This window comes from Serratia quinivorans, from assembly GCF_946227985.1.
GTDB lineage: Bacteria > Pseudomonadota > Gammaproteobacteria > Enterobacterales > Enterobacteriaceae > Serratia > Serratia quinivorans_A.
The window spans coordinates 1,508,555-1,523,532 of sequence record NZ_CAMKGL010000001.1 but is presented as its reverse complement, the minus strand read 5'-3'; the positions used below and the strand labels follow the sequence as shown (position 1 = coordinate 1,523,532).

Genomic DNA, 14,978 nt, shown 5'->3' with positions numbered 1-14,978 from the left:
AATAACAGGGTTTTTAAAACTGAAGTTTAAAAAATACTTAATTTGTTGAGATTTAAGCTATTAGTGCGACAGGGAACGATTCCAGGCCGGTTTTGCGTTTCAGGAAGTTTTCCTAAAATCCACTTTCTTCACCGGGTTGATCGATTCACCTTTCCATTTCCTATGGATCATTGTGCTAGTCTGGCTCGGCACCGTTTTAGCGGCGCTGAGAAAGCAAGCGAATTAAATCCGTCTATACCCTACTGATAGCAATAAGGATTGTCTCGATGTCCAACAATGGCCCAGACTTGCGTAATGTGCTTTGGTACAACCAGCTCGGCATGCACGACGTTGACCGTGTCGGCGGCAAAAATGCCTCCCTCGCTGAAATGATCACCAATCTTTCCGATTTGGGCGTTGCCGTGCCAAACGGTTTTGCCACCACCGCGCAGGCGTTTAACGATTTCCTCGAGCAAAGCGGTGTTAACCAGCGCATCTATCAGTTACTGGATCAAACTGACGTTGACGATATTGCTCAGTTGACCAAGGCGGGCGCACAAATCCGTCAATGGATTATCGACACGCCGTTCCATGCAGAATTCGAACGTGAGATTAACCTGGCTTACCAGCAACTGGCCGACGGCGAGCCGGAAGCGTCATTTGCCGTGCGTTCTTCAGCTACCGCAGAGGACATGCCGGATGCCTCTTTCGCCGGCCAGCAGGAAACCTTCCTCAACGTGCAAGGTATCGACGCCGTCATGGTGGCGATTAAGCACGTATACGCCTCCCTGTTTAACGACCGTGCCATTTCCTACCGGGTGCATCAGGGTTATGACCATCGCGGCGTGGCCTTGTCGGCCGGCGTACAGCGCATGGTGCGTTCTGATCTGGCGTCTTCCGGCGTCATGTTCACCATCGATACCGAATCCGGTTTTGATCAGGTGGTGTTTATCACCTCTGCCTTTGGCCTGGGCGAAATGGTGGTGCAGGGCGCGGTTAACCCGGACGAGTTCTATGTCCACAAGCCGACGCTGCTGAGAGGTAACCCGGCTATCGTGCGCCGTAATCTCGGCTCGAAGAAAATCCGTATGGTGTATGCGCCATCACAGGATCACGGCAAGCAGGTACAAATTGAAGACGTGCCAGAGCAGCAACGCAATCGTTTCTCTCTGACCGACGAAGAAGTACAGGGGCTGGCACATCAGGCACTCCTGATCGAAAAGCACTACGGCCGCCCGATGGACATCGAGTGGGCCAAAGACGGTCATACCGGCAAATTGCTGATCGTGCAGGCCCGTCCGGAAACCGTACGCTCTAACGAGCAAACGATGGAGCGTTATCAGCTTAACGCGACCAGCCCGGTGCTGGTGGAAGGGCGCGCTATCGGTCACCGCATTGGCGCAGGCCCGGTGAAGGTCATCCATAACATCAGTGAGATGGACCGCATTGAGCCAGGCGACGTACTGGTGACAGACATGACCGACCCGGATTGGGAACCGATCATGAAGAAAGCCGCCGCCATCGTCACCAACCGTGGCGGTCGTACCTGCCACGCGGCGATCATTGCGCGTGAACTGGGCATTCCGGCGGTGGTTGGCTGCGGCAACGCGACCGATCTGCTCAAAGAAGGTCAACAGGTCACCGTTTCTTGTGCAGAAGGCGATACCGGCTTTGTCTACAGCGATATCCTTGATTTTAACGTGCAGAGTTCCGAAGTGACCGAACTGCCGGAGCTGCCGCTAAAAATCATGATGAACGTCGGCAACCCGGACCGTGCCTTCGACTTCGCGCGTTTGCCGAATGAAGGTGTGGGTCTGGCCCGTCTGGAATTTATCATCAACCGTATGATTGGCGTGCATCCAAAGGCGTTGCTGGAGTTTGACCAGCAGACTCCGGAGCTGCAAGCGGAAATCAGGACGCTGATGCAGGGCTACGACCATCCGGCCGAGTTCTATGTCGGTCGTTTGACGGAAGGGATCGCAACGCTGGGGGCCGCGTTCTGGCCGAAGCGAGTGATCGTGCGCCTGTCCGACTTTAAATCCAATGAGTACGCCAACCTGGTCGGCGGCGAGAAGTATGAACCGCACGAAGAGAACCCAATGTTGGGCTTCCGCGGTGCGGGTCGTTACGTGTCCGACAGTTTCCGTGACTGTTTCGCGATGGAATGTGACGCGGTAAAACGCGTGCGTAACGAGATGGGCCTGACCAACGTTGAAATCATGGTGCCGTTTGTTCGCACGGTGGAACAGGCTGAAGCGGTGGTGGCCGAATTGGCACGCCAGGGCCTGAAGCGCGGTGAGAACGGCCTGAAAGTGATCATGATGTGCGAGATCCCTTCCAATGCGCTGTTGGCGGATCAGTTCCTGCAACACTTTGATGGCTTCTCCATTGGCTCTAACGACATGACTCAGTTAACCCTGGGGCTGGATCGTGACTCGGGCGTGGTGTCTGAGCTGTTTGACGAACGTAACGAAGCGGTGAAAATTCTGCTGTCGATGGCGATTCAGGCGGCCAAGCGTCAGGGTAAATACGTCGGTATTTGCGGCCAGGGCCCGTCTGACCATGAAGACTTTGCCGAATGGTTGATGGATCAGGGGATTGACAGTTTGTCGCTCAATCCGGATACCGTGGTGCAAACCTGGGTTAATCTGTCGAAGAGAACATAATTTTCGCAATAGGGAATAATGTTCAAGGCTAAGGCCGTAGCTCAGGTTACGGCTTTTTTATTTCTGAATGTAAATAAAAAGGCGCAGTGAATAAAGACGGTCAAAAAAAGAATAAAAAAAAGCCCATCATAGAAGACGGGCAAAGACTACACACAGCAATTCACATGTATGGCATTACATTGTTTGGAAATCTTGCTTTAAATCAGGTATTTGAAGCAATAGATGGCAATAATACTAGATATTTAAACGTCATTAGTCATTAAGAATCGTCTTAATCAACAAGCGGATTAGAATTTATTTTTGCCGGTGGTCATTTTTTGTCTTAGACAAAAAGATGTATTTATTCGGTATGTTTAAATAATGTTCATCAGCTGAATAACAGCGGCGAATTTTATTATTGCGGATGAGTTATTCTGGAAGCAGGCGAGGGGAAAAGGGGAATTCTGCCCGGTGACCCGGGCAGAAGCAGGGTTACATCTGTTCCAGATCTTTGGCAACGTCTTCCAGGTCGGCAGTCGGTTCCGGTGCTTCATTCATCCAGGCCGTGAGTAAACGGTAAGATACCGCCAACACCACCGGGCCGATAAACAGGCCAATCATGCCGAAAGCCAGTAAGCCGCCGATAACGCCGGACAGGATCAGGATCATCGGCAGATCTGCGCCCATGCGGATTAGCACTGGCCGCAGCACGTTATCCAGCGTGGCGACCACGCAGCTCCATACCAACAGTACGGTGCCCCAGGTGGTATCGCCACTCCAGTACAACCAGATAATTGCCGGTACCAGCACCAATAACGGTCCCAATTGCGCCACACAGCAGATAAAGATCAGTACCGTCAGCAGGGTAGCGGCAGGTATGCCGGTCACTGCCAGACCAATACCGCCCAGTACCGACTGCACCAGCGCCGTCACCACCACGCCCAGCGCCACCGCACGGATTGCCTGACCACCCAGCACCACGGCGGCATCGCCTCTTTCGGCACCCAAACGCGTTGCGAAGTGGCGAATGCCCAGAGCCACTTGCTCGCCGCGAGCATACAGCAACACGCTAAACAGCAGCATCAATGTGCAATGCAGCAGCAGGCGGCCAATATGCGCGGCCTGCGCCACAAACCAGGTGGCGGTCTGGCCGAAATAAGGCTGCACCTTCGCCACCAGCGCACTGCCTCCGGCGTTCACCAGGGTGTGATAACTGTGATAGACCTTATCGCCGATCATCGGGATCGATTGCAGCCAGGCCAGATCGGGAATATGCAGTTTGCCCGGCGTACTGGCCCAGGCCACGATTGGCGCGCTGTTGTCCACCACGCTGCTGACCAGCAGAGAGATTGGCAGAATAAACAGCAGGATCAGCAGTATCGTCATCACCAGCACCGCCAGTGAACGTCGCCCCCAAAGTATTTTTTGCAGCTTAATCAACAATGGCCAGGTGGCGATGACCACCATGCCGGCCCAGGCAAAACCGAGAATAAAAGGTTGAATGACCCAAAAACAGGCGACGATCATTATGGCGATAAACAGCACGCCAAAAATAATCCGTGGCAAATCATAGCGGGATTTCGGGATTGTCATGAATGGGTTCTCATTCTGGTCAGTTAACTCCTTGGGATCGTTTAATCATGGTGCACGTTGATGAAAAACGACAGCACGGCGCACCTTTTGTTGCGAGCGATTCTGCGGCAGGACAATTGCAATAATCTGCATGCCTTCACTAAACGAGTATGTTAGTTTTTATCTCTGATACTAAGCGGATTCCATAACTTATTGAAAATATTAAATAAAAAATTACAATTATAATACATAGGGGCACCACGAGGGCAGAAGGTTATCACGACGCAAGTTTTGCGTTAAGTAGACCAATCTGGTCTTTATTCATTTCTTCCATCCAAGCACCGTAGACCTCATAAACCATCTGTGCATTTTCATGGCCCATCTGGCTGGCGATGAAGGAAGGGTTCGCCCCCGCAGTCAACAGCCAACATGCGTAGGTGTGGCGGCTCTGATAGGGGTTTCTAATTTTAATCTCAGCGGCTGAAATCGCTTTATTCCAAATCTGCCCGATACAAGCAGTTGAATAGTAGAATTTATCCCTACGGTGTGCATTCTGCGGCACAAAAACAAAATTCCTATTCTGTTTTTCTGTTTTTCCGAACTCCCTATAATGGTAAGTTATTTCTCGCTTATCAAATGATCCGGTAAGTTTGTACTGCTCTTTCAATGCATCTAACGCAGGGTTAAGCAGTGTTATTATCCTTATGCCAGCATTTGTTTTTGGCGGCCCAAAGTTACCAATGCTTGTTAAGTTTCGGCGAACGTGTAATGTGCCTTTTTTGAAGTCGATATCATCCCAAGACAGAGCGCATAATTCCCCATGACGCAATCCCGTATAGAGTGCGGTTTTCCATAGGTGTTTTTTTTGCCCAGTTAAAGTATCTAGTAATTTAAGTGCTTCATTTTTTGATAATGGGTCTGGTTTTGTACGGGATTTTTTTAGCTTGCGCACTCCTTCAAATGGTTTTTCTGTGATGTGCTTGGCTAGGTATGCATATTTCAACATGCTACATAGAGTGGAAATATAGTTGTCTACTGTCTTTGGACTTCTTCCTTTCCTATTTTTCCTCTTTTTAAGGATGTACTTTGTTTCCCCATGCAGTAGTTCATTCCTGCAATCCAAGATATCACTTAGGCTTAGGGAGCTGATCAGGGTGTCTTCGCCTATGATGCTTTCTAGTGTTTTGATTTTAGAGCATGTTTTTTGAAATGTATCCGCGCTAATCTCTGATTTTTTGTTCTTAAGCCATTCGGTTGTTAGCTCTTTGAAAGAAGATATCCTAAGCTTACCACAGAATTTTTTTGCGTTTTTTGATGTTGGGAATCGGAACTGATAGTCAAATGTGCCTAAATTAATCTCGCCAGTTATCACCGCGCGTAAATTGCCTGCTTTTTTTATATTGGATGGGGTATTACCCCATCCTTTTAGTACCTCTCTTCTTCTGGCCCCTCGGAAAATAAACCAGATGCAAATGTGGCCATTTCTTATCTCTACACCTGTTGGTAATTTTGTCACTGTTATGAGTCCCGTATGAGTCGGTTTATTTCAGGGTGGTTATACCAAATTATCCCCCGCAAAGTTTTTTCCCCTGAAGGCGATACGCGTTTAAAATGAATGCCTTCAATCCAGCATCCTTGGCGATATCTTTCAATTTGGCGTGCATCTAGACCTGTTTTATCTTTTAGCGCATCTTCAACAACCCATTCATGATTATAAACTAACTGTTCTTTTAACATGGCGGCACTCTCATAGTAAGGCCCTCAGTTATAAGGGCGGTGGGGGATGGGTGTGAAAAAACCGCCAGATGGCGGTTTGAGTTAATGAGGGAAGCTATACTTTATTTCTTGCTATCAGAAATAGGGTGATTGTATGTGTGGTCGATTTGCTCAAGTACAAACAAGGGCTGACTATCTCGATTATTTAGCTTCAGAGCTCGAGTATGCTGATGCTCTGGATACTGTACCTATTGGCCGCTATAACGTAGCGCCTGGCACCCATGTACTGCTCATCAATCAGCGCGATACCCAGCTCCATATGGATCCGATTCTATGGGGATATGGCCCTGATTGGTGGCTTGAAATGAAGCGACAACCGGTAATCAATGCCCGTGTCGAAACTGCTGCAAGTAGCCGGATGTTTAAACCGCTGTGGGAGCATGGCCGCATGCTGGTTGCCGCCGATGGCTGGTACGAATGGAAGAAGTCACCAGATGATCCGAAGAAGAAACAGCCGTATTTTATCCATGCCGATGAGCCGATTTTCTTTGCGGCTATCAGTCGATTTCACACCAAAGAGGCCGAGCAGCACGATGACGGCTTTGTCATTGTCACGGCTGCCAGCGACTCCGGCTTACTAGATATCCATGATCGGCGACCGGTAGTTTTGCCACCGGCGACGGCCCGCGAATGGCTAAATCCCGATACCTCTTCTGCGCGTGCTGAAGAGCTCGCCACGAGCGGAGCTACACCTGCCGATAAATTTTCGTGGCATCCTGTTTCAAAGGCCGTTGGCAGTATTAGGAACGACAGTGCGGATCTCATCAAGCCAATCGATAATCCACTGCTGTGATGTCAATACACGCGGGCGCGCGGAAGGTCTGCCACCCGCGTTGTGTATGCTGGCGAAAGCAATTCCCGCTTCATTGACCATGCTTGTTGGTTACCCTGGCCGGCAAACCATACTTTCGCGCGGCCAGACTTGTTGATGTGGTCTAAAACTGCCATTAGTTGTCCACTGTTCTGCCGTGGTTGATACTCATCGAAAAGATTCAGTTGGGCGACGCCCTGCGAGTAGAAATCCTGCAGCATGACCCCGGCTTTTTGATATCGGTGTCCTGTCTGCCAGATGGCATCCAGACATCGAATAGCCGCAGCGATGATATCTCGCGTATCCTGCGTGGGCGTACTGAGCTTGATGCTTGCCGTGTTGCCGTAATATTCCTCGTTGATAGAGAAGGGACTGGTCTTAACCCAGGCATTGATATACCGGCAATATTGATGCTCTTCACGGAGTTTCTCCGCAGCGCGGGAGGCGTACATGCAGATCGCCTGGTGCATTTGGTCATACTCTGTGACGCGGTCACCGAAGCTGCGGCTGCAGATAATCTGCTGCTTCGTCGGTGCAAATTCCTCGAGCGACAAACAGGGTTCACCACGCAGTTCCCGCACAGTGCGTTCAATCACGACACTGAAATGCTTTCTGATCATCGTGGTGCTTGCGTCAGCCAACTGAAGTGCGGTTTCTATCCCGATGACCTGCAGTTTTTTCGATATTCTTCGGCCAATGCCCCAGATCTCTGCTACAGGAACTAGCGCCATCAATTTTCGCTGCCGTTCCAGATTGGAAAGGTCAACCACGCCGCCGGTCTTATCCCATTTTTTCGCAGCGTAATTTGCCAGTTTTGCGAGTGTCTTGGTTTGGGCAATGCCCACGCCCACGGTGAGCCCCGTGTCGCGCAACACTTTGGCACGAACCTGCCGACCGAACTTATCAAGATCAATGCAGTTACGAACGCCGGTCAGATCGAGAAAACTTTCGTCAATTGAATAAATTTCGACGCGTGGCGCCATCTCTTCCAGCACCGCCATTACTCGCATCGACATATCGGCGTACAACTCGTAATTACTGCTGAACGCTATGCCGCCGGCGCGCTCAAAGTCCCGCTTAATTTTGAAATAGGGTTCTCCCATTTTGAGCCCCAACAACTTGGCTTCTTTACTCCGAGCCACTACACAGCCGTCATTATTCGATAGAACAACCACTGGACGTCCACGTAGATCCGGACGCCACAGTGTTTCGCACGATGCGTAAAACGAATTCACATCTGCCAGGGCATACATTATTTCAGCCTCGTGATCGTTGAAACGACAACGCCGACGATATCCAGATCATCGCCGCCATCGGGCAAGGGGATCGGTTTGAATTTCGGGTTCATGGGCTCAAGCTGCGCGATAGGGTGTAGACTGAGGCGCTTGACGGTAAACTCACCCGCGATGCTTGCGATCACTATGTCACCGTGGCATGCACCGATACTGCGATCGACAACGAGCATAGATCCGTCAGTGATCCCGGCTTCGATCATGCTTTCCCCGGATGCAATCAAAAAGTAGGTCGCTGACGGGTGGCTAATGCAGTACTCGTTGAGGTCGATTCGTGCGTGTACGTAGTCCTGCGCGGGGCTGGGAAAACCTGCTGGGACTGTGTCGGAGTAAAGCGGAGTGAACTGTTTCTCGGGTGTTGGTGTTGGAAAAAAGTGTTTCATGGTGCATTTCTCTATACTGTTTTTATATACAGTATAAACTGGTTTTAGGCATTACAACCATTAAGAAAGCAAGGGATAGAACAATCTAAAGCTATCCCTTTGTTGGGTATAATGATCCTCTCGGAAAAATTTTAGTTTAAGGTTCTCCCTGATTCGGGGGAGTGAATGCAGGGGGCTTTTAATGTTCAAAATCTTCAATTGGCAGCAAGAACCCGACCTGGTGGAGGAGATCTGCGCCATGTTGGGTTCCGATGCCAAAGCGCCATTTAATGTTTTCAGCGAGCCCCTTGCCAACGTACTCGGAATGATGACGCATCCTGTAGATGGGTATGAAATTGGTGCTCTACTGGATGATGACGATAACGTATGCGGCTATGCTCTCTTTACTTCTACCAAAATCCTTCAATTTTACGTTGCGCCTGATTTCAGAAAGAAAGGGCATGGCAGAACCATGATTGAGGCGTTAAAGCTGATTTACAAAGAGAGAAATGCTGCAATTATAGACATACCAGTGAGGAGTACAGAGCAGGCTAGAAGCTTTTGGGAAGCATGCGGTGCATATTGTGAAGACCCAAACTCACAGCTTTGGTGCATCGAAATTAAATCCGCATAGCTAGAGTTTGGGGGAGGTAAACTTAAGCTAGACTGATTTTAGTACCTATACTGTATCCTATTTCACCATCGGTTCCCCGAGTTCGGCCAAAACCAGCATTTGTATAACTAAAGTCATATATAAGTCCTTGATTTTCCAATTTCTCTAGAGCTGAATAGAATGGATATGGAATTTGACCGGTGGTATCTATACCCATTTTTCGAAGTACTTGGCTGAGTGTTATCTCAAGATTGGATAATTTCCCCGCTCCAGTTTGTGATTCAACGTCTTTTTGGATATCTTCCAGCGCCTTCAAAATACGTCTTTCCATGAAACCTCCATTGTTGTTAAGTTAATAGGGTTATCGGTAACTCAACTGCAGGCATTAGTCAATAATAAGTATTATCAATATCCACCCCAGCTAAAAGTTGACGCTATAGGGCCAGGCTCTTCGGCAGCGCGGAATTCACAATCCGGCGCATTCAAAACCTTACTGCGCTGGTTAGCACCACCGTCTATTGAGCGCTCAATGAAGCCGGAATCAACAAGCCCTTGCAGGCACATGCGAACGGTTTCAGCAGTCAGGCTGATGCGATCAAGCTGGTGCACTTTGCGAAATATGAACGCGCGCAAGGCTTCCTCTTTGGTGTAGTGATATTTCGAGCGGTGAGCGCCTTTAAGGCATCGTTTAACTTCTCGGTTGCTCGGTCTTTTGTGATATTTCCGCAGCTCCTCCAGCGTCATTCGCGGGTAATCATGGCAGTGCCAGAACGTCTTTTCAGTCTCGCGCAGAATAACGCGCTCCCACAGCATGACGATCGGGCGGCCTTGGTTGTCGTTGCCGTCCACATATCGGTAGCAGTATTTTTTGGCGCTCATATCGGAATCAGATTCGTGTAGCGTCATTGTTTTGAAGTGGCACTTGGGCCAGTTTGGATCGACGTGTGGGGCCGCTCTGTTGCTCTTACGCTTAGCCATGCTGGGCCTCCTCGATAAACTGGAACGGTTCACATGATGACGCGCAGCCGTCGCCGTCGTCGGGATTGGATTTGGTCAGATAGATGAGTCGCTGCTGGTCTTCAATCTGGGCGTCTGCCATGAGCTGATTTGTATCGCGTTTACGCCGCCACCACGTATGGCCGCTGATGGCCTTCACCATGCCGTACTTCTGCTCCATCTCGCGATTCCACGCGAACCACTCCGGGTGTTCGTGGGCGATCAGGTACAGCTTGGCGTCGCTCTTTTTGAAGCAGGTTTTACAGTTCCCATAATGGGCGGGAATATTCAGATTGAACGGCATGGCGTCCCAGAAATCGTTTACATCCTGCTTATCGAAGGCGCCCCAGTGGCAGAGCGGATAAACGAGGTTGTAGCGTTTCGTTGATGCCTTATCCATATCGGCACGTTGAGGCTCATCAGCACGCATACCGATGGCCGTCTTTGCCGACCAGCCCCGACGCGCCAAGCCAACTTCGCGCATCCATGAGCGAATCGTCTGGGTTTTCAGATAGTCGCTGCACTTCTGCCGGGATACGTTGGGAATCCCCTCGACACTTATAAATTGCTCAAACGGTTCGCCGTTCCGCGCTGCGGTTTCGAAATTAACTATCTTGTGGCGCATGCCCACACTAGGCGTGGAACTGGTAACTCCCTCCAGCCAGACAACGTTCAGCCCGAAATGCTTGTCGCACTTATCACCGAAAATCAGCGTCTCTTCATGCTCTAGTCCGGTATTTGCGAAGACAAAATAAAACTCATATTTGTCGGAATAATTCTGCATCAGGAAGTCGCACATGAATGCCGACGACTTGCCAAACGAGGCGCTAACAACCATCGGCTCTTTTGGCTTCAGTTCATTTGCTGTTATCACTAGGCGCTCTTTCATTTTGCCTCCGACATCAGAGCGACAGCATCAACCGGCTGGCAGGTATAATCTGCCGCCGGTAGCTTCCGATCTTCGATATCAAGATTGCAGTTCACTTCGTCGGGGTAGATATACCCATCAAATCGGTAACACTCAGGCTGCCCGCTCAGGCAGAGCAGGAAAAAAAGTCCGTACATAGGGATCCTTAGCCGCGCTGGTATGCGGCGTGAGGGGAATTAGTAAATGTAATTTCCGATGGATATGGGGTTGATACCGAGTTTTTCAGCGATGTGACATGGACGAACGCCCGCAGAGTAAAGCTGTCTGGCAAGCTCAATATCTTCTTGGGAGTACTTTGCACTGTGATGGCAATCGCCACGCTTTTGCAGGCTGATATGAAGCTTGCTGGCTCTGCTGATAACAGCTTCTTTTGTTCGTCCGATCAGCAAACCAATATCTTCAGCCGTAAGGCTGGTGGCGTATTGTCGAAGTATTTTTATCTCGCATTCTTGCCACTTAGGGAATTTTTGCATGAATCCTCCATGTCAGGTGGGGAGCTATTTGCGTCGCCCCCAGACCAAGCGATCATAAGCCAGACAGATCAGTTCGCAGATTGGGATCGCAACGTAGAGTGCAAGCAGCAGCAGTGGCCACATAATCGCCTCGCAGGCGACAAAGCCAGCGCTGTCCTTTTTTACGTCTGCTGAGCGACGAAGCATGCAGCCGATCACGAAAGCAACCGGTACGCCGATAAGGTAGATGATGAGTGCGACGATCCACATTAGGACTGCTTCCTTGGTGCCTTTACGCTTTTGTCACGCCAAGTACGAGCATTGACCTTGAAGGATTTCCCTTTGCCGCCACTGAACAGCATGTTTTTCTGCACGGCGCGCTTAGAATACCCATGGGTAAGGACATCATTAGGGAAGCCGTGGCGCACCAGTACGTACACGCTGCTATGTTTGCCGTGTTCTACCATCATCGTAGCGGCGGCCAGGCCGACGGCAGACATGAAGCTATCGCACTTATCGCCGATCTGAATATGGCGGATATAAAGCACGCCTTTACGGTATTTGCTGCTCATTGCATCAATTTTCCTTGGCGCTAATAGCGCCTGTAATAGGGTTGATCACCACATCACTTTGTAGTGGGCAAATGCGGGTGTATTTGACAGGTTTGTTCTTGAGGTAGGTCAGTTTGCCGGGAGTGAAAATGGCGATGTCATCGATATCGAAAATGGCAGCCACTTTTTTGATAGCATCCTGCAAGTCAGCTTCGGCGGCATGCTCCCATACCGCCGCGCGGCCTTTTTCGATTTTCATGAGTTAGTCTATTTCCTGACCATAGTCCTTCATCGCTCTTTGCAGGGTGAGCTTCGCGTCTTCCCAGTCTTGGGTTAGGGCTTTCTCGATGCCGCGATATAGGCCGACAGCATCGCACTCCCATCCGTCAGCGCGGCCCTCAGCGTCGCTCATCTCGTCCTCAGCATCGCTAATCCGCCCCTCATACTCGTCGCGGATTTCCGGCTCCAACTCTTGGCGCACGCGAGCCTTGATCACTTCGAGCACTTCTTCAGTGGAGAGTATGCCCAGCAACTGTTCTGGGTCTGCACTGCTGAACTTCAAGGCGAGCACCTGAGACATGCGGCCCTCCCGTTAGTATTCGTGGTGCGGGTAAGTCATCTCGTCGGCGTCAGGCGCTTCATCCCACGCCAAGAGACTGCCGCCGTAGTACAGCGCCATGATCATTTTATCGAAACGGCTGTAGGCGCTGATTACCTTCTTGCCCAGCACGCTGCCGTCCAACGACCCGGAATACAGCTCGTAAACCTGATGCCCGTCGTGCAAAAGTGCTTCTTTCGTCCGTCCATCGCGATTAAATTGCGGCGACAGCGCCAAATGAACTGTGCATTCGTATGGGGATGTTTTTGAACGTGAGTAACGGCTTCCGCTATCATCATTCGGTTCCAGTCCGACACTGATGTAGCCATTGTCTGGATCGGAAGTGATGACCTGAGGGCGTTCCCATTGTTCTTCATAGGCGCGCTCTTTGTTATCTTCGACAAACGCTGCCCACAACTCGGAAGCCAGGATAAATTTCGGGATTGCCTCATCAGAGGTAAATTCCTTCGTTAGTTCCAGCACGCGCTGTTGCATATCGGTGTGAACACCGGAGTTTGTCCAAGCCTCGCGCATAGAGTTGATAACGAGCGTGTTGTAGCTTGGCAGATCAACAACGGCGGAAATATTAGTGGGTAGTGCCGCCTTGAATGCATCGCTCAGCAGCTTGCCGAAATCGCCGTATGACTTGAATGTTTCACCAACCAGGTCTTTGAACATCTTTTCGATTCCCTGGTCGATCATTTCCACGGCCTTGTCGCTGGCGGCAAAATTCACGCAGCGTTGAGTGAGCAAAGCTGAAAGGGTTAATTCAGGTTGTTGGTCATTTTTTACATCGGTCATTGGTCAGTCCTTAATGGTGGTTAAACTTCGCGAGAAAGGCGGCTCAGGATCTCTTGCTTCGACGGGATCCGGATCTGGTGGGCTAGCATCCACGCTTTGCGCTGTGTCTGCGTTTTGTGCTCCAGCATTTTTCGGATATCTGGCACTGGGATGCCGGTATCACCGGATATCGTGTGCTCGTTGTGTCCCGAGCGGTGGAACTGGTAAACAGCCAGCATGACCGTTGATGAATAGCGCTGGCGTTCGCCGATATTCACCGAGTCCAGTTTGCGCTTGGCCGGCGGCAGGCCGTTACCCTGATATATGGGCTTGGGCTCATGTTGGTATGGCATGCCGCTGCGGATCGCGGCGCGGGCGCGCATTCGCCAGATGATCACTGCGATATAGCAGCACTTATCGTCCTCGGGCTTGTAGATTTTGCCGTAGTTCAGCTCTTCATCCATCTCAGGCCGCCTTCTGCTTATCTTCGGTTTCCCACTCTTTCACCGTTTTGATGCACGCGGCGTGCACCTGGCGCGCGGTGGTGATGCCAAAGCCTTTAACAGTTTCGGAGAGCTCTTCCGGGGTAAGGCTGGCGACGGCATACAGCGAGTGCATGCCGGAGGCATTAAGCAAATCCAGCCACTGGGGTTTTAACTGAGGCAACGAGCTAAGCGGGATACCTTCAGCCCATTCAGCGCGGTGGATAAGGTGAGGGTGGCTACGTTCCAGCAGTTCGCTGATCCGGGTACAAATCGCGGAACCAAGTTCTTCCGGCCAAGCCTGCTTGAAAACGTTCAGCGTTGGGTAACGTGGGCGGCACCATTCGGTCACTGAGACGATGACGCCGATCCCGGTGTTGGTGCGTACTTCAATGTGCCAGTCGATATCCTGCAGGATCTGCAACTGGACATCTCGGTCATCGGAGCCGAACGACAAGCGCCAACCGAAGGTGTAAAAGTAAAAGTGGATGCCGCTGCCGTCGCTGGCGCGATACCAGACTGGCGCCACGTCGCCATCGATGTTTTGCAGGCGTGACTGCAATTCCCCAACGGTATCTTCCAGCACTGAATTGCGGTGCGCGGCATGAGCAAGCGACGTTTTTAGATCTGCCGCTTCGCCGCGGGCTTTCCGCATTTCTGCTTTTTGTTGGTCGAGCAATTGCACCTTGAATTTCAGATCTTCTTTCAGCCGGGCGATCTGTTTTTGCAGTGCCTGCGGGTTGAGAGATTTGAGGGCGTTATTGTCTTTGGCGAGCAGGCTGTTATCACTGGTGAGCTGCTTCACTCTGGCGCGCGCTATCTCTGAGTTGGCATTGGCCTCTTTGGCGATAACGTTCTGTTCATCCAGTTGATCCTGCAGGCTGGTGATCTGCAGTTGCTTCGTGGTGATGTCGGCTTGTAGCGCATCAAGCTTGTCGAGTAGTTCGTTAAATTCATCGACATCGGTATTGTGCTGCTCGATACACAGGGACTGTGCTTGGTTTAGCAAAACGCCAGCGCTCTCAACGGAGCGCTGCGCAGTCCCTGTGGTCTGTTCGGTAGCAAAGTCGAGCTGCGCCCGAACGGGGCGCAGGGCTGATTCCAACACGCTGGCAACGGTTGTTAGTGTGGTACTCATGGA

General features: G+C 50.8%; 19 protein-coding genes and 1 other RNA gene. 3 read left to right on the top strand and 17 right to left on the bottom strand.

The window, feature by feature from the left end; translation table 11 throughout:
• Positions 1-266: 266 nt before the first annotated feature.
• Complete coding sequence (gene ppsA / locus OCH02_RS07155) at positions 267-2,645, top strand: phosphoenolpyruvate synthase (RefSeq protein WP_261430570.1); 2,379 nt, start codon at positions 267-269, stop codon at positions 2,643-2,645.
• Between the two features lie 111 nt (positions 2,646-2,756).
• On the opposite strand, the gene rprA is transcribed toward ppsA, so the two are convergent.
• The 4 genes from rprA to xisR all read right to left on the bottom strand — a co-directional run bounded on the left by rprA (position 2,757) and on the right by xisR (position 5,933).
• Positions 2,757-2,867: antisense sRNA RprA (rprA, locus tag OCH02_RS07150), an RNA gene on the bottom strand.
• Between the two features lie 249 nt (positions 2,868-3,116).
• Entirely contained in the window at positions 3,117-4,217 is a 1,101-nt protein-coding gene (gene ydiK, locus OCH02_RS07145; RefSeq protein ID WP_261430568.1) for an AI-2E family transporter YdiK, read from the bottom strand.
• Between the two features lie 256 nt (positions 4,218-4,473).
• Entirely contained in the window at positions 4,474-5,712 is a 1,239-nt protein-coding gene (locus tag OCH02_RS07140; protein ID WP_261430567.1) for a site-specific integrase, read from the bottom strand.
• Between the two features lie 2 nt (positions 5,713-5,714).
• Positions 5,715-5,933: an excisionase family protein gene (gene xisR / locus OCH02_RS07135; RefSeq protein ID WP_261430566.1), complete on the bottom strand. Its 219-nt coding sequence runs from the start codon at positions 5,931-5,933 to the stop codon at positions 5,715-5,717.
• A gap of 133 nt (positions 5,934-6,066) precedes the next feature.
• Here xisR and OCH02_RS07130 point away from each other — a divergent pair, with 133 nt between their 5' ends.
• Positions 6,067-6,765, top strand: a complete 699-nt coding sequence (locus OCH02_RS07130; RefSeq protein WP_261430565.1) for an SOS response-associated peptidase family protein — start codon at positions 6,067-6,069, stop codon at positions 6,763-6,765.
• A gap of 2 nt (positions 6,766-6,767) precedes the next feature.
• Here OCH02_RS07130 and OCH02_RS07125 read toward each other — a convergent pair whose 3' ends face one another.
• Entirely contained in the window at positions 6,768-8,036 is a 1,269-nt protein-coding gene (locus OCH02_RS07125; RefSeq protein ID WP_261430564.1) for a Y-family DNA polymerase, read from the bottom strand.
• A complete protein-coding gene (gene umuD / locus OCH02_RS07120) occupies positions 8,036-8,458 on the bottom strand; it encodes a translesion error-prone DNA polymerase V autoproteolytic subunit (protein WP_261430563.1) in 423 nt (140 codons plus the stop codon). The genes OCH02_RS07125 and umuD overlap by 1 nt, the downstream gene beginning before the upstream one ends.
• 181 nt (positions 8,459-8,639) lie before the next feature.
• On the opposite strand from umuD, the gene OCH02_RS07115 reads away from it, so the two are divergent.
• On the top strand, positions 8,640-9,071 hold the full coding sequence (locus OCH02_RS07115) for a GNAT family N-acetyltransferase (RefSeq protein ID WP_261430562.1): 432 nt from the start codon (positions 8,640-8,642) through the stop codon (positions 9,069-9,071).
• 22 nt (positions 9,072-9,093) lie between these two features.
• On the opposite strand, the gene OCH02_RS07110 is transcribed toward OCH02_RS07115, so the two are convergent.
• From OCH02_RS07110 to OCH02_RS07060, 11 genes are all read right to left on the bottom strand, one after another.
• The gene (locus tag OCH02_RS07110; protein ID WP_261430561.1) at positions 9,094-9,381 is read right to left on the bottom strand and encodes a hypothetical protein; all 288 of its coding nucleotides are present in this window, start codon (positions 9,379-9,381) and stop codon (positions 9,094-9,096) included.
• 74 nt (positions 9,382-9,455) lie between these two features.
• Positions 9,456-10,028, bottom strand: coding sequence for a hypothetical protein (locus OCH02_RS07105; protein ID WP_261430560.1), 573 nt, complete (start codon positions 10,026-10,028; stop codon positions 9,456-9,458).
• Positions 10,021-10,935, bottom strand: coding sequence for a phosphoadenosine phosphosulfate reductase family protein (locus OCH02_RS07100; RefSeq protein ID WP_261430559.1), 915 nt, complete (start codon positions 10,933-10,935; stop codon positions 10,021-10,023). The genes OCH02_RS07105 and OCH02_RS07100 overlap by 8 nt, the downstream gene beginning before the upstream one ends.
• A gap of 215 nt (positions 10,936-11,150) precedes the next feature.
• Complete coding sequence (locus tag OCH02_RS07095; RefSeq protein ID WP_261430558.1) at positions 11,151-11,447, bottom strand: DNA-binding protein; 297 nt, start codon at positions 11,445-11,447, stop codon at positions 11,151-11,153.
• Between the two features lie 24 nt (positions 11,448-11,471).
• Positions 11,472-11,696, bottom strand: coding sequence for a hypothetical protein (locus tag OCH02_RS07090; RefSeq protein ID WP_261430557.1), 225 nt, complete (start codon positions 11,694-11,696; stop codon positions 11,472-11,474).
• Complete coding sequence (locus OCH02_RS07085; RefSeq protein ID WP_261430556.1) at positions 11,696-11,998, bottom strand: hypothetical protein; 303 nt, start codon at positions 11,996-11,998, stop codon at positions 11,696-11,698. Before OCH02_RS07085 ends, OCH02_RS07090 begins: the two co-directional genes overlap by 1 nt.
• A 4-nt stretch (positions 11,999-12,002) precedes the next feature.
• Positions 12,003-12,236 (bottom strand): hypothetical protein, encoded by a 234-nt coding sequence (locus OCH02_RS07080; RefSeq protein ID WP_261430555.1) that lies wholly within the window; start codon positions 12,234-12,236, stop codon positions 12,003-12,005.
• Between the two features lie 3 nt (positions 12,237-12,239).
• Positions 12,240-12,557 (bottom strand): hypothetical protein, encoded by a 318-nt coding sequence (locus tag OCH02_RS07075; protein ID WP_261430554.1) that lies wholly within the window; start codon positions 12,555-12,557, stop codon positions 12,240-12,242.
• A gap of 12 nt (positions 12,558-12,569) precedes the next feature.
• A complete protein-coding gene (locus OCH02_RS07070) occupies positions 12,570-13,376 on the bottom strand; it encodes a hypothetical protein (RefSeq protein ID WP_261430553.1) in 807 nt (268 codons plus the stop codon).
• Positions 13,377-13,396: 20 nt separating this feature from the next.
• Entirely contained in the window at positions 13,397-13,819 is a 423-nt protein-coding gene (locus OCH02_RS07065) for a hypothetical protein (RefSeq protein ID WP_261430552.1), read from the bottom strand.
• Position 13,820: 1 nt separating this feature from the next.
• On the bottom strand, positions 13,821-14,975 hold the full coding sequence (locus OCH02_RS07060) for a hypothetical protein (RefSeq protein WP_261430551.1): 1,155 nt from the start codon (positions 14,973-14,975) through the stop codon (positions 13,821-13,823).
• Between the last annotated feature and the right edge of the window lie 3 nt (positions 14,976-14,978).

Excerpts from the sequence above, each read along its gene's own strand:
- ppsA (WP_261430570.1), top strand. The coding sequence starts at position 267 with ATGTCCAACAATGGCCCAGACTTGCGTAATGTGCTTTGGTACAACCAG.
- ydiK (WP_261430568.1), bottom strand. The coding sequence starts at position 4,217 with ATGACAATCCCGAAATCCCGCTATGATTTGCCACGGATTATTTTTGGC.
- xisR (WP_261430566.1), bottom strand. The coding sequence starts at position 5,933 with ATGTTAAAAGAACAGTTAGTTTATAATCATGAATGGGTTGTTGAAGAT.
- OCH02_RS07130 (WP_261430565.1), top strand. The coding sequence starts at position 6,067 with ATGTGTGGTCGATTTGCTCAAGTACAAACAAGGGCTGACTATCTCGAT.
- OCH02_RS07125 (WP_261430564.1), bottom strand. The coding sequence starts at position 8,036 with ATGTATGCCCTGGCAGATGTGAATTCGTTTTACGCATCGTGCGAAACA.
- umuD (WP_261430563.1), bottom strand. The coding sequence starts at position 8,458 with ATGAAACACTTTTTTCCAACACCAACACCCGAGAAACAGTTCACTCCG.
- OCH02_RS07115 (WP_261430562.1), top strand. The coding sequence starts at position 8,640 with ATGTTCAAAATCTTCAATTGGCAGCAAGAACCCGACCTGGTGGAGGAG.
- OCH02_RS07110 (WP_261430561.1), bottom strand. The coding sequence starts at position 9,381 with ATGGAAAGACGTATTTTGAAGGCGCTGGAAGATATCCAAAAAGACGTT.
- OCH02_RS07105 (WP_261430560.1), bottom strand. The coding sequence starts at position 10,028 with ATGGCTAAGCGTAAGAGCAACAGAGCGGCCCCACACGTCGATCCAAAC.
- OCH02_RS07100 (WP_261430559.1), bottom strand. The coding sequence starts at position 10,935 with ATGAAAGAGCGCCTAGTGATAACAGCAAATGAACTGAAGCCAAAAGAG.
- OCH02_RS07095 (WP_261430558.1), bottom strand. The coding sequence starts at position 11,447 with ATGCAAAAATTCCCTAAGTGGCAAGAATGCGAGATAAAAATACTTCGA.
- OCH02_RS07090 (WP_261430557.1), bottom strand. The coding sequence starts at position 11,696 with ATGTGGATCGTCGCACTCATCATCTACCTTATCGGCGTACCGGTTGCT.
- OCH02_RS07085 (WP_261430556.1), bottom strand. The coding sequence starts at position 11,998 with ATGAGCAGCAAATACCGTAAAGGCGTGCTTTATATCCGCCATATTCAG.
- OCH02_RS07080 (WP_261430555.1), bottom strand. The coding sequence starts at position 12,236 with ATGAAAATCGAAAAAGGCCGCGCGGCGGTATGGGAGCATGCCGCCGAA.
- OCH02_RS07075 (WP_261430554.1), bottom strand. The coding sequence starts at position 12,557 with ATGTCTCAGGTGCTCGCCTTGAAGTTCAGCAGTGCAGACCCAGAACAG.
- OCH02_RS07070 (WP_261430553.1), bottom strand. The coding sequence starts at position 13,376 with ATGACCGATGTAAAAAATGACCAACAACCTGAATTAACCCTTTCAGCT.
- OCH02_RS07065 (WP_261430552.1), bottom strand. The coding sequence starts at position 13,819 with ATGGATGAAGAGCTGAACTACGGCAAAATCTACAAGCCCGAGGACGAT.
- OCH02_RS07060 (WP_261430551.1), bottom strand. The coding sequence starts at position 14,975 with ATGAGTACCACACTAACAACCGTTGCCAGCGTGTTGGAATCAGCCCTG.